Below are 13,451 nucleotides of genomic sequence, written 5' to 3' on the forward strand. Positions count from 1 at the left end.
GACCTCGGGCCGGGGCATCTCCCACTCGGAGGAGTCGCCCCGCGACCACGCCCGGCTGCGGCCGGCGGTCGCCGGCGCACTGCTGGCGGCGGCGGTGGCAGGGGCCGCCGTGTCGGCGCCCTGGCGGGACGACGGCTCCGGTGCCGACCCCGGCCCGGCGGCCGACCCCGACGCCGAGTCCGAATCCGGGGGCGCGGATGGGGGAGCGGACGGGGAGAGTGGGCCACCGGCGGCGGAGCGACCCGACGCGGTGCCGCTCGACTGGACCGTCCGGCCGGACGTCTGGCCGCAGGGCTGCGGGCACACCTACCTGGTGGACCGCGAACCGGCGGTGGTTCCCGCGCCCCCGGTGGCCCAGGACGCGGAGCGCTGGGTGACCGACAACGATGCCGTCCACGGCGGTGCCAGCGTCGTGGAGGCCACCCTGCGGACCAACGGCGGCGGCCCGGTCGTGGTGGAGGCGCTGCACGTCCGCGTCGTCGACCGGTCCGACCCGTTGGACGGCCCCGTCTACGCCACCGGCATGGGGTGCGGCGGAGCCCTGTCACTCGCGGCGTTCCGCGTCGACCTCGACGAGACCGCGCCCCGCGCCCGGCCGACCGAGGGGTTCGACGGCGAGAGCGGCGAGGCGCTGCCGGCCCCGAGGCTGCCGTTCCAGGTGAGCGACGAGGAGCCGCTGGCGGTGCGGGTCGAGGCGGCGGCCGAGGACTGCGACTGCGCCTGGTACCTGGAGGCCGAGTGGAGCAGCGGCACCGAGCGCGGCACGGTCCGGCTGGACCGCGACGGGCAGCCGTTCCGCACCAGCGGGATCGAGGGCAACCCGCGGTTCGTCCACGACGGCGCCGGCTGGACCCCGTTGGTGCCGTGAGAGGCGGGTTGGGGCATGCTCGTGCCATGAGCAACCTCGACGCGCGGCCCGCCCCCGCCGACTGCGGTGGCGAGCCGCACCCCGGCCCCACCCGCGACCTGCTGCCGGGGCGGCTGACCCCCCTCGGGGAGTCCACTGTGGTGCGGCGGCTGCTGCCCAGCCTCGGCAGACGCATGGTCGGGGCCTGGATCTTCGTCGACCACTACGGCCCGGACGACATCGCCGGCGAGCCCGGGATGCAGGTGCCGCCCCACCCCCACATCGGGCTGCAGACCGTCAGCTGGCTGCACGACGGCGAGGTGCTGCACCGCGACAGCCTCGGCAGCCTGAGCACCGTCCGCCCCCGCGAACTGGCGCTGATGACCTCGGGCCGGGGCATCTCCCACTCGGAGGAGTCGCCCCGCGACCACGCCCGGCTGCTGCACGGCGCCCAGTTGTGGGTGGCCCTGCCGCAGGAGCACAAGGACACCGCCCCGGCGTTCGAGCACCACCGGGAGCTGCCGACCTTCGCGGGCGGCGGCGGGGTGAGCGGCACCGTCTTCCTGGGGGAGTTCGACCGCGCCGCGTCCCCCGGCACCGTGCACACACCGCTGGCGGGTGTCGACCTCGCGCTCGCCGAGGGGGCGGAGACCCGGCTCCCGCTGGTCGAGGACTTCGAGTACGCCGTGCTGTCGATGGCCGGGGCCTGCACCGTGGACGGTGTCCGCGTCGAGCCCGGTTCGCTGCTCTACCTGGGCCACGGCCGCCGCGACCTGCCGCTGCGGGCGGACACCGACGCCAAGGTGATGCTGCTCGGCGGATTGCCCTTCGACGAGCAGCTGGTGATGTGGTGGAACTTCGTGGGGCGGTCCCACGAGGAGGTCGCGACCGCGCGGGCGGACTGGGAGGCGGGTCGCCGCTTCGGTTCCGTGACCGGCTACGACGGCGACCCGCTCACCGCCCCCGACCTGCCCCCGGTCCACCTGAAGGCCCGGGGCCGCCAGCGCTGACCTGGCACGACAGCGAGTCGGGGTGGGTTGGCGGCCGGCCTTCGGTGCGGTGCGTCGCGGTGAGCGGAACAGGCCGGCCCCGGGACGTGCGGAGGCGCCGCGCTCTCCCGGGCGGCCTTCGGTTCAGTCTCTGGCAGGTGTGGCAGCCCCTGGCAGTATCAGTGCTGACTGCATGCTGACTTCGCTGCCCAGCCGTCGAGTCCTCCCACGCGGGCGGCCCGGTGCCGGCTGTGCCCTCGTCGGCCACCCTTACGCCGACCGTCACGCGCCGCGACGGCATCGGTTGCAGCGTGCTGCTGCTGACGGTCCCGGAGAACGTTCGGCACTCGCGGCCGGGTCGGGGAACCGGGGCTTGGAGTCAAGCCCAGGCGTTCCGTCGACCGCGTCGCGTTCACTCAGTTGACGGTCGAGTCCGCCGATCTCGAGAAGGCGGCACCGGGAGACGCCGATCCACGTCCGTCGGCGCATGGTGCGATGGGCGAACATCCCTCCCGCGGGCCGATCGGGGTTGTTGCGCGGCCTACGGGGCGCCGCATGCAGATCCGAAGTCGGTGAGGTGGAGGCGGAAGACCACCTCGATGTGCGAGACGTCATCCAGCCCGACGACGGAGCCCTCGCCGAACTGGTGGGCGTCGGTACGGATGATCGCTCGGCTGCCGCCCGCGCCCCAGCAGCCGTCGGCTCGGCTCGGCTCCCACCACGTGGGCGAGCGGCGGCATGGTGATCTCCGCGTTCCCGACCCGCGTTCTGCTGGGGGCCGGTCAGGTCGACTGCCGGAGGTAACTGCCCGCTCTGCGGTCCAGTTCGGCGGACCTTCCTCTCCTCCGCCAGCCCCGGGGCCCTGCCCGGGGCGCTCACACCGACGGGTGTGGTTCCGGCTTCCGTCGGGTGGCGGGCGGTTCGGCGGTGTCGGGGGCCCGGTCAGTCCTGCGGGCCGCGGTCCCTTTCGGCCGTCCACTGCCCGAGCGTCTCCCGCACGTCCCGCGTACGGGGGTGTTCGGCGCCGAGGACGCGTTCCCTGGCCCGGAGAACATGACCCAGCAGGGTCACGGCCTCCCGGGAGCGGCCGAGGTCGCGGTAGGAGTGGGCGAGGTTGACGCGCGCGGTGAGCGTGTCGGGGTGGTCGGTGCCGAGCGTGCGTTCCCGCGCGCCCGCCACGTGCTCCTCCAGCACGATCGCTTCCTCGACCCGGCCGGCGGACCAGTGGGAGTGGGCGAGGTTGGCGCGCGTGAGGAGGGTGTGCGGGTGATCGGGGCCCAGGACGCGTGCCCGGCCCTCCAGCGCGCGTTCCTCCAGGGCGATCGCGTCCTCGGCCCGCCCCAGCTCGGCATAGGACCTCGCGAGGTCGTGGCACGCGGTGAGCGTGGCGGGGTGGTCGGGTCCCAGGGTCCTTTCCCGGCCCCGCAGCAGTTGTTCCTCCAGCACGACGGCTTCCTCGATGCGACCGTCGGACCAGTGCGAGCGGGCCAGGCTTCCGAGGGTGAGGAGGGTCTGGGGGTGGTCGTCGCCGAGGACGCGTCGGCTGTCGCTCAGGACCCGGCGCAGCAGCGCCGCGCCGTCGTGGGCCCGGCCCGTGGCGCGGTAGGCGGCGGCGAGGTTGTGGCGTGCGAGGAGGGTGTCGGGGTGGTCCGTGCCGAGCAGCCGTTCCTGTTCGGCTGCCACCTGCTCTCCCAGCACGACGGCCTCCTCGGCGCGGCCGGTCTCGCTGTAGGCCAGGGCCAGGCTTCCGAGGGTGAGGAGGGTCTGGGGGTGGTCGTCGCCGAGGACGCGTCGGCTGTGGCTCAGGACCCGGCGCAGCAGCCCCGCGGCCTCGTCGGTCCGCCCCGCGGCGCGGTAGGAGAGGGCGAGGTTGTGGCGGGCGAGAAGGGTGTGGGGATGGTCGGCGCCGAGCAGCCGTTCCCGTCCCACTGCGACGCGGCTCGCGAGCCCGGTGGCCTCCTGGGTGCGACCGGCCTCCTGGTAGGAGACGGCGAGGTTGCCGCGGGCGAGGAGGGTGTCGGGATGGTCGGTGCCCAGGAGGCGTTCGCGGTCGGCCAGCACCCGCTCCTCCAGCGCGACGGCCTGCTCGGAGCGACCGGCCGTCCGGTAGGAGAGCGCGAGGTTGCCGCGGGCGAGGAGGGTGTCGGGATGGTCGGTGCCCAGGAGGCGTTCGCGGTCGGCCAGCACCCGCTCCTCGAGCGGGATGGCATCGCCCGCTCGGCCGGCCTCCCGCCGGGCCGCTGCGAGGTTTCCGCGGGCGAGCACGGCGGTCCGGTGGCCGGCGCCGACCCGTTGGGTGGCGACGTCGTGGAGTTCCTGCCAGTACTCGGCCGCCGGACCGAACAGTCCGGCGTGCATCAGGCTGTTGCCGGCACGGAACAGCAGTGGGTGCCCGCCGCGCTCGGCGGTCCAGAGCTGGGCCTGCGCGTGGCCGTGGAGGGCGGCGGTGCTGGAACGCAGGGCGGTCGCGAGGTCGTGGTGGGGCTGGTCGACCTCCGGCCAGACGGCGAGCAGGGCATCGGCGGCCGCCGACGCCAGGGCGGCCTGCAACCGCGGGGGAGTGGCTTCGCGGGCGGCGCGCGCGGTGAGGGCGTGGATGCGCACCGCACGCGCCCCGTCGGCGCGGTTGCGGGTGAGCACGCCGTACCGGTGGAGAACGGACAGCGCCTGGAGCACGTCGGTCTCGGTCACCGCTTCGCCGGTGTCGGGACGCAGGCCGCGAAGGAGCCCGAGGATCGGACGAGTGGCCCAGAGCCCGAGGGGGTGCCCGTCGGGGTCGAGCAGGGCTGCCAGGCGAAGGACGGGTTCGACGACGCCCTGCGGCCCGGCGGCGACGGCGGCGGCGAGGTTGAGCAGCACCGCGGCGGACACCCCACGGCCGTACCCCTCGGCGTCCGACCCGCCGGACAGCACCTCCCGCAGCGGGCCACGTGCGAGACGCCGCGCGTACGCGGTGCAGGTGATGCCCTCCTGGACGATGTGGGCCGCGGCGAACCCCAGGGCCAGCGGCGACCTCGCGATCAGCTCCGCGACCCGGTCGGCGCCGCGCCGGTCGAAGAGTTCGGGGCGGCACGAGACGGTGAGCCGCTCGTGGAGGAACGCGGTGGCCTCCTCCGCCGTGTAGACGTCCACGGCCACCACCGCGCGGCTGCCCGCGCTCAGCCGCGGCTCGTCCCGCAGCCGCGTGGTGGCCATCGCCCAGCCCGCACGGCCGTACGGCCACCACCGCTGCGCGGTTGCCGGGTCGGTGACGCCGTCGAGGACGACCAGCCAGCTCCGGTCGGTCGTGGCGAGCCACGTCAGCAGAGTCCGGGCGTCACCCACCGGGTTCTCGCCGGTGGCGCCCGGGGCCCGCACCGCCGCAGCGGCGGCGGCGAAGGTGGTGACGAGTGCCTGCTCCTCCGCGGCGCGCGCCCACACGACGAGGTCGGTGCCCTCCGCGAGTGCCTCACGGGCGTGGAAGGCCGCGAGCTGGGACGTGCCGTACCCGCCGCCGCCGGTGAGAACCACCCCTCCGCTTCGGGCAGCGGCGCGGGCAGCGGCGACCTGCCGCAGCACCGGCTGCCGTTGCTGGAACGCGGAGGCCCGTTGCGGGGGCTGCCCCACCAGCACCGGCCACCGGACCTCGGCCGGTGCCGGGGCCGCGTGATGGTGGTGCGTGACGTGGCTGTGGGCGTAGATGTCCCGTACCGCCCCCGCGGCGATCGAGCCGGCGCCCGCAGCGGTGACGGACGCGTCGGCGGACGAGCTGGGTGCGCCGGTCGCCGGGGTCCGCGTCAGCTCGCCTGCGGTCCCGGCGCGGAAGGGCCCGGGGCCTGCCCGGCGTCGGCCGGGGGTGTGGCAGCCGGTTGGCCGAGGCTGATGTCACCGGCGTTGCCGCCGACGGCGACCGCCCCGGCGCCGCCGGCGCTCACCGAGACGTCCCGGCCCGCCGTCGTCCCGCCGCCGAGGGACGACACCCCACCGCCCGCCGGGTCGCCGGGGCCGGCCTGCTCGACCGCCGCGAGGGCGTCCGCGAGGCGGGCTGCGAAGTCCGGGTCCTTGCTCGTGGCGCGTTTCACGGCGTACACCAGCGCACCCCGGGTGTCGTCCGACAGCTCCGCGGGTTCGGCACCCTCGGTGTCGGCAGCAGCGGCGACCGCGGCCTCCTCCTCCACGCCCTCCAGGGCGTCGTGCGCACCGAGCCGCTGCCGGACCACCGCCGCCAGCCTCGCCGCCGCGGCCTCCAGGGCGGTGTCCACCACACCCGTGGCGGCGCGCCCGCCGGCCTTCGCCCTCCTCAGCGCCCACCAGTACAGGTAGCCCGGCACACTGCTGACGTCGACGTCCATGATTCCCACCCCACGATCGGTGCACACGCCCTGGTGCACGGCGGCCGACTGCATCGGAACACCGGCTCCTCGGTATGTCCTCCGGGAGCCGGCACCCCACCCTGCTCCGGAAGTATGCCCGCTCGCCGACGCGTTCGAGGTGGATACGCCGTCCCCGTCCGTCCCTGGCGTCGCTCCGGGCCCGGGGGCGGCAGGACGGGCGGGACGGCGCCTCCCGCCGCCCCCTCGCCGTCCGGTCAGCGGCGGGTGTCGGCCGTCGTGCCGGGGCGGTCCGGCCGCGCCGGCCGCGGGGCGAGGGCGCGGCGGCGGACCGGCAGGCCCAGGGTGGGGTGGGCGACGCTCCAGGCGGCGCCCCGGCAGACCAGCTCCTTGTAGAGCGCCGCTGTCCGTCCGGTGAGGGCCGACCGCTTGGCCCGGTCGTCGGCGGTGACGTACTGGATCAGCCCGTCGCCCCGGCCGAGCGAGACGCACTGGTTGACGTACCGCAGCGGCGCCGTCCCGGCCCGCGTGCCGGTCAGCGCGGCGGCGATGGAGTCGGCGGCCTGCCAGGCGGTGGGGATGCCGGAGGCGCACGACATGCGCAGTGGTGCGCCGCCCGGGCCGGCCACGAGGGCGGCGTCCCCGACGGCGTGGACGTCCGGGTGGGAGACCGAGCGCATCGCCGCGTCGACGACGATCCGGCCGGCCGGGTCGTCGGTCAGCGCGGTGTCGCGCGCCAGCGGGTGGACCGCGAAGCCGGTGGTCCACACGGTCGCCGCGGCGGGGAGGCTGCGGCCGTCCGCTGTACGGAGGTGGTCCGAGGCGACCGCGGTGACGTCGGTCCGCTCGTGCACGGTCACCCCGAGCCGGGCGAAGACCCGGCGCAGGTGGTCGCCGCCCTTCGGCGACAGCCAGTCGCCCAGCGGGCCGCGGGCCACGAGCGACACGTCGAGGTCGGGACGCGACTCGGCGATCTCGGCGGCGGCCTCCACACCCGTCAGGCCGCCACCGACCACGACCACCGCCGCCCCGGGGCCGAGGGCGGCGAGCCGCGCCCGCAGGCGGAGCGCCCCGGCACGCCCCGCGACGTCGTGCGCGTGCTGCTCGGCGCCCGGGACGCCGTGGGTGTGCCAGGTGCTGCCCAGGGCGTAGACCAGGGTGTCGTACTCCAGTTCCTCCTTCGGAGGGGGTGTCGCCGTGTCACCGCCGCGGGCCGCGGTGCGTGCGGCGGTGAGGGAGACCGTGCGGCGCTCCACGTCCACGGCGGTGACCCGGGCGTGGCGCAACGCCACACCCGTGCCCGCGAACATGGCGTGCAGCGGCCGGGGTGCGAGCTCCTGCCCGGCGGCGAGCTGGTGCAGCCGGACCCGCTCGACGAAGTCGGGTTCGGCGTTGACGAGGGTGAGGGAGGCGTCGCCCGGGCGGAGGCGCCGGGCGAGCCGCCCCGCGGCGGCTGCTCCGGCGTACCCGGCCCCGATGACGACGATGCGGTGCTGCAGGGTGTGGCGGTGCTGCATGGCATGGCTCCTGTCTCGCGCGGCTTCGCCCCTTGAACCGGGCGGCCGGGCGATTCCTGACAGGCATGCGGTGTGAGCTGGCTCACTCGCCCCCCGTGCGGTGGCTGCGCGGCGTGGGGCGCCGGGGTCAGAAGGCGCGGAAGAGGGGCTCGCCGCGTTCGGAGCGGGCCCATTGCCGGGTCGCGCGGCGCAGCTTCTCGGGGTTGACCTGGTTGCGGAGGGCGGTGATGCCGTCCGCGGTGACCTCCGGGCACATGACGCCCACGACCCGGCCGTCGACCGCCACGACGACGGCGGGGGAGCCGTTGGCCTCGGCCAGGTGGACCTCGGCGGTGCCGCCGACCAGGTCGCGCTTGGCCTTGCCGGGCGTGAAGAGGCCGCGCACGAACCGGGCGACCGCGGCCGCTCCCGCGAACGGCGCGGTGCGCGCCGGGACCCGCCCGCCGCCGTCGCCGACGGAGAACGCGTCGTCGGTGAGCAGCCGCAGGAGCCGCTCGGTGCTGCCGTCGGCGGTCGCCGCCATGAACTCCTCGACCACCGCGCGGGCGGTTGCCGGCTCGACCTCGGCGCGGGGCCTGCCCGCCGCGATGCGCTTGCGGGCCCGGTGCAGCAGCTGCTGGCTCGCGCTCTCGGAGACGCCGAGGACGCCCGCGATCTCCCGGTGCGAGTGGTCGAAGGCCTCGCGGAGCACGTAGACCGCGCGCTCGTCGGGGGAGAGGCGTTCCATGAGGGCGAGGACCGCGTAGGAGAGCGACTCGCGCTGCTCGGCGGTCTCGGCGGGTCCCAGCATCGGGTCGCCGGCGAGCAGCGGTTCGGGCAGCCACTGGCCCACGTACGCCTCGCGGCGGACGCGGGCGGAGGTGAGGTGGTTGCGGCAGAGGTTGGTCAGCACCGTCGTCAGCCACGCCTCCGGGACCTCGATCGCGTCGATGTCGGCGGCCTGCCAGCGCAGGAAGGTGTCCTGCACCGCGTCCTCCGCGTCGCCGGCCGATCCGAGCATCCGGTAGGCGATGGCGTGCAGCCGCGGCATCGCGGCCTCGAAGCGGTCCAGCTGCGTCCCGGTCAGCGGCATGGGCCGGATACTAGCCCCGGCGCCGGGCCGGGTGGTGCGGGCGGGTGGCCGCGGTCGGGCCGGTTCACCGGACGCGGATGCGGCGGCCGACGATCATCGTCGTCGCGTCCGGCACGTCCAGCAGGTCGGCAGGGTGGGAGGTGAACCGGTCCAGCAGCCGGTAGACGCGCCAGCGCGCCCGGGAGGCGACACCCTGCGAGGCCGGCGCCACCCGGGCCTCGGAGAGCACGTACGCGGCGTCCGCGTCGTCCGGCAGGCCGGGCTCGACCGCGGCGGCGGCCGCCAGTACCTCCCGGGGGCGGAACACGTCGTCGTAGCCGATGCTGACGCGCACCACCCACACCCCGACGTCGGCGCCGGCGGCGTCGACCACCGGGGTGCTGTCGGTGCCGGCGGCCGGCCGGTCCATGGTGCGGCCGCAGAGGATCACCACCTTCCGGTGGAGGCTGCGTTCGTTCTCCAGCTGCATCCGTACCGCCAGCGGCGCGCGCTCGTGGTCGTGGCCGAGGAAGACGGCGGTGCCGTCGGGGCGGACCAGCTCCCCGCCGCGCGCGCGGACCTGTGGTGCGACGGCCCCGATCGGCAGGGCCAGCTCCCGGGTGGCGGCCCGCACCCGTGCGCGCCCGGTCCACCAGGCGTACATCACGGTCGCCAGGCCCGCGGTGACCAGCAGCGGCAGCCAGCCCCCGGTGCGGATCTTCGGAAGGTTGGCGGCGAGCACCGCGAGCACCAGGCACAGCACGGCGACGGCGACCAGCAGCGCGCCCCGCCGCCGTTCCCGGGCCAACCGCACCACCAGCAGCAGCGAGGTGACGGTGATGGTGACGGTCACCGCCAGGCCGTAGGCCGAGGCGAGCGCCGCGGAGCTGCCGAACCCGACGACCAGCAGGATCACGCCGGGGAGCAGCAGCCAGTTGACGACCGGCAGGTAGACCCCCGGCCCGCGCAGCCTGCCGTGGGCCGGCGGCAGCAGCCGCAGGCGTCCTGCCTGGTGCACCACGGTGAACGTCCCGGAGATGACCGCTTGCGAGGCGATGACGGTGGCCGCCGTCGCCACCGCCACCGCCGGCAGCGCCAGCCAGGACGGCACCAGGGCGTAGAAGGCGGAACCGGTGACCGGGCCCCGCGCGAGGACGGCCGCCTGGCCCAGGTAGGTGAGCAGCAGCGCCGGCATGACCACCAGCAGCCACGCGCGCGTCACCGCCCGGCGCCCGAAGTGCCCCATGTCGGCGTAGAGCGCCTCGGCGCCGGTCACCGCGAGCACCGCCGCGCCCAGGGAGATGAAGGCGGCGTGCGGGTGCTGCGCGAAGTAGAGCACCGCCCAGTGGGGCGAGAGCGCGAGCAGCGCCTCGGGGTGCCGCAGGATCGCGGCCAGTCCCACCCCCGCGCTGAGCGCGAACCAGCAGATCATCACCGGGCCGAACCAGCGTCCGATGGCCTGGGTGCCGCGCCGCTGCACGAGGAACAGCGCGACCAGCACGGCCACCGCCAGCGGGACGACGAACCGGGAGAGGGCGGGCGCCGCCAGCTCCAGCCCCTCCACCGCCGACAGCACCGAGATGCCGGGGGTGATCAGGCTGTCGCCGAGGAACGCGGCGGCCCCCACCATGCCGAGGACGGTCAGCGTGACGCGGGTGCGGGCGGAGGTGCGGCGGTCCCGCCGCACCAGGGTCAGCAGCGCCAGCAGCCCGCCGTCGCCGTGGTTGTCCTCCCGCAGCAGCAGCCGCACGTAGAGCACCCCGACCACGCACACCATCAGCCAGATGACGGTCGACGTCGCGCCGTAGACCACCGCGCGGGACTCCTCGGGCGCCGACCGCAGTACCGCCTCCAGGGCGTAGAGCGGGCTGGTGCCGATGTCGCCGAAGACGACCCCGAGGGCGCCGACCACGGCGGCCGGGCCCGCGGCGCGCGTGCGGCTCACCACTGGCGACGACCACCGGGGAGCGCCCGGTGGGGCGACGGGGTGGCGGCGGCTGCCGGGGTTTCGAGCGGTGCGACGAGCCTCACGGGATCAGCGTATTTCCGATCTTTCGGGCGCGCCGGTCGGCTCGGCGGGTGGCAGGGCCGTCCGGGGCGCCCGAGGAGACGGGCGGAACAAGTGGGCGGGGACGCGGCCAGGCGAACAGGGCGAACGGGGCGGACGGGGCGGGCGAGGCGTGAGGCAGCGTGCGCGCGGCGCCGCGAGGCGGAGTCGGCGGACGGGCGCCGCCGGCACCATGGCGCGGCCGGTGAGGTCGGGGCGCCGCTCCGGGGGTCGACCGACCGGCCCCCCGATCGTGCCCGACTGCCGCCGTTCGGGCCCGCGGTGGGTCGGGGCGCCCGTTCGGTGCGGGGCGCCGCCCCGACCCGCCGTCAGGCGCCGGTCCCGCTGCCGGTCCCCGCGCCGCTGCCGGTGTCCGTGCCGCCGGTCCTGGCAGGGGCAGGGCGCCGGTTGCCGAACGGCCACCACCAGTTGGCTCGCCCCATCGCGGCGACCAGCGCCGGCGCCAGCACCCCGCGCACCACGGTCGCGTCGATGAGGATGCCCAGCGCCAGCCCCGTGGCGAGGATCTTCACGTCCGTCCCCGGCGCCCGCGACAGCGCGACGAAGGCGAGGAAGAGGATGAGCGCGGCCGAGGTGATGAGCCGGCCCGTCCGCGCGACGCCGTGCACCACGGCGGTGTCGGTGTCCCGCCCCGCCTCGTGCTCCTCCCTGATGCGGGAGAGCAGGAACACCTCGTAGTCCATCGAGAGGCCGAAGAGGAAGGCGAAGACCGCGACCGGCACCCACACCGTCAGCGAGTCCGAGGCGGTCTGACCGAAGAGCAGCTCCGTCCCGACGCCGTACTGCCAGATCAGCACCGTCACTCCGTAGGCGGCGCCGATCGACAGCACGTTGAGCACCAGCGCCTTCAACGGCAGCAGTACCGACCGCAGCGCCCGCGCCAGCAGCAGGTACGTCACCACCACGATCATGATCGCGATCCACCAGGCGTTGCCGTAGACCGCGTCCACGAAGTCCGCGTTCTGCGGGCCGATGCCGCCGACCCGGTCGCCCCGGGCCTCCAGCACGTCCCGGACCTCGGAGACGACCTGCTCGCCGTCGCCGGAGGCGGGGTCCGCCGCCGTCCAGACGTCGACCGCCCACAGCCCGTCCGCCCGCCACTCCGCCGGGGCCACGCCGCCGGCGACGCCCTCGACCCCGGTCGCGGCACGCAGCGCGCCGGCCGGGTCGTCGGTGAGGATCTCCACCGGGGCGGTGACGCCGTCCCCGATGCCGGACCGTTCCACCTGCTCCAGCGCGTCGGCGGCCGGTCCACCCGCCGAGACCAGCGAGTCGTTGCTGGGCTGGCCGAGCCGCAGCCCGAGCACGGGCGAGGCCAGGGCGAGCAGGACGGCGGCGCTGAGCAGGGCAGCGATCCAGCGGTGCCGCACCACCGCGGTGGCGACGCCGTGCCAGAGCCGGCTGTCCGGGGAGGCGCGGCGGCGGTGCGGCCACGACAGCTTCGGCCCGGCCACCGTCAGCAGCGCGGGCAGCAGCGTGACCGCGGCGACGACGCTCACCACGGGGATCAGCAGCCCGGTGAACCCGACGCTGCGCAGGAACGGCACCGGCAGCGCGATGAGCGCCGCCAGGCTGACGGCGACCGTCACCCCCGAGAAGACCACCGACCGGCCCGCGGTCGCCAGGGCCCGGGTGACGGCCTCCTCGTTGGTCAGCCCGTTGCCCCGCTCCTCCCGCCAGCGCGTCACGATCAGCAGCGCGTAGTCGATGGCGACGCCCAGCCCGATGAGGGCCAGCAGGTACTGCACGATGAACGACACGTCGGTGAGCGCCGTCAGCCCCCACAGCAGCAGGAAGGTGGTGAGGATCGAGGCGGCGGCCACCAGCAGCGGGGTGAGCGCCAGGAACGAGCCGAAGACCACGGTGAGGACGATCAGCGCGCCGGCCGCACCCAGCACCGTCTCCGCCAGCGCGCCTCCGCCGCCGCTGCCGCTGTCGTCCACCAGGGCGTCCTGGCCGGTGACGGTCACGGTCAGCCCGGTGCGGTCGGCGGCGGTGTCGGCGGCCTGCTGCAGCGCGGGGAGCGCCGCCGCGTACGCCTGCTCGCCCGGCACCGGTGTCGGGTACACCAGCACGACGCCGAGCCGGCCGTCGTCCGCGCGCAGCGCGGGCTGGTCGCCGAAGCCGACGACGCGGCCGCCCACCCGGTCCCCGGTCGCCGCGACGGCCGCCTCGACCTCGGCGGACGCCTCCTGCGGCACCGGCTCGCCGCCGCCGTCGACCACCAGCAGGACCGGTGCCGACTCCCCGCCGGAGCCGAAGAGCCGCAGCAGCTCCTCGTCGGTCTCGGAGGCGCTGCGGCCCGGGAGGGAGAAGTCGTAGCCGAGTGCGGAGGTCGCCCTCGGGGCGGCGACCGACCCCAGGACGGTCAGCAGCACCCAGCCGGCCAGCACCCACCAGCGGTGCCGCACCACCCAGCGGGCCAGAGTGGTCACCGCGTCCTCCGTACACGTCGCGGCCCGGCGGCGCCCCGAAACGGGCAGCGCGCGGGCGGTTCCGAAACAGCGCCGCGACAGCAGACCACGGCACCCCTCCCGGGCGCCGCGACACGCCCCGCGACCGGGCGTCACCACCCCGAACGCGCCCCGCCGGTTGGGCCGAGCGGCGCCGCGTGGCGCGTCCCGGAGTTCCGGAAGCCCCGGCGGAGCGGGCCGTCCCGCCCGCCGGGC

Annotated in this window: 8 protein-coding genes and 1 pseudogene; 2 read left to right on the forward strand and 7 right to left on the reverse strand. The window is 76.0% G+C overall.

Features of this window, described 5'->3' with window-relative positions; genetic code table 11:
• Window positions 1–868, forward strand: a pseudogene (locus tag HCN56_RS17530) (transcriptional regulator); the annotation flags it as partial.
• A 26-nt stretch (window positions 869–894) separates the two neighbouring features.
• Window positions 895–1,857 carry a pirin family protein gene (locus HCN56_RS17535; protein WP_167972242.1) on the forward strand — a complete coding sequence of 321 codons (963 nt, stop codon included), beginning with the start codon at window positions 895–897 and terminating at the stop codon, window positions 1,855–1,857.
• 261 nt (window positions 1,858–2,118) lie between these two features.
• Here HCN56_RS17535 and HCN56_RS27445 read toward each other — a convergent pair whose 3' ends face one another.
• The 7 genes from HCN56_RS27445 to HCN56_RS17570 all read right to left on the reverse strand — a co-directional run bounded on the left by HCN56_RS27445 (window position 2,119) and on the right by HCN56_RS17570 (window position 13,217).
• Window positions 2,119–2,451 carry a TrmO family methyltransferase domain-containing protein gene (locus tag HCN56_RS27445; protein ID WP_167972244.1) on the reverse strand — a complete coding sequence of 111 codons (333 nt, stop codon included), beginning with the start codon at window positions 2,449–2,451 and terminating at the stop codon, window positions 2,119–2,121.
• Window positions 2,452–2,778: 327 nt separating this feature from the next.
• Window positions 2,779–5,448, reverse strand: coding sequence for a tetratricopeptide repeat protein (locus HCN56_RS17545; protein ID WP_167972246.1), 2,670 nt, complete (start codon window positions 5,446–5,448; stop codon window positions 2,779–2,781).
• Window positions 5,449–5,612: 164 nt separating this feature from the next.
• Window positions 5,613–6,167 (reverse strand): hypothetical protein, encoded by a 555-nt coding sequence (locus tag HCN56_RS17550; protein ID WP_167972248.1) that lies wholly within the window; start codon window positions 6,165–6,167, stop codon window positions 5,613–5,615.
• A gap of 236 nt (window positions 6,168–6,403) precedes the next feature.
• Window positions 6,404–7,663 (reverse strand): NAD(P)/FAD-dependent oxidoreductase, encoded by a 1,260-nt coding sequence (locus HCN56_RS17555; protein ID WP_167972250.1) that lies wholly within the window; start codon window positions 7,661–7,663, stop codon window positions 6,404–6,406.
• A gap of 127 nt (window positions 7,664–7,790) precedes the next feature.
• Window positions 7,791–8,735 (reverse strand): RNA polymerase sigma-70 factor, encoded by a 945-nt coding sequence (locus tag HCN56_RS17560; protein ID WP_167972252.1) that lies wholly within the window; start codon window positions 8,733–8,735, stop codon window positions 7,791–7,793.
• Window positions 8,736–8,799: 64 nt separating this feature from the next.
• A complete protein-coding gene (locus HCN56_RS17565) occupies window positions 8,800–10,659 on the reverse strand; it encodes a KUP/HAK/KT family potassium transporter (RefSeq protein ID WP_167972254.1) in 1,860 nt (619 codons plus the stop codon).
• 431 nt (window positions 10,660–11,090) lie between these two features.
• A complete protein-coding gene (locus HCN56_RS17570) occupies window positions 11,091–13,217 on the reverse strand; it encodes an MMPL family transporter (protein WP_167972256.1) in 2,127 nt (708 codons plus the stop codon).
• Window positions 13,218–13,451 lie beyond the last annotated feature (234 nt).

Origin of the sequence: Streptomyces lonarensis (assembly GCF_012033735.1) — a bacterium.
Taxonomy (GTDB): domain Bacteria; phylum Actinomycetota; class Actinomycetes; order Streptomycetales; family Streptomycetaceae; genus Streptomyces; species Streptomyces lonarensis.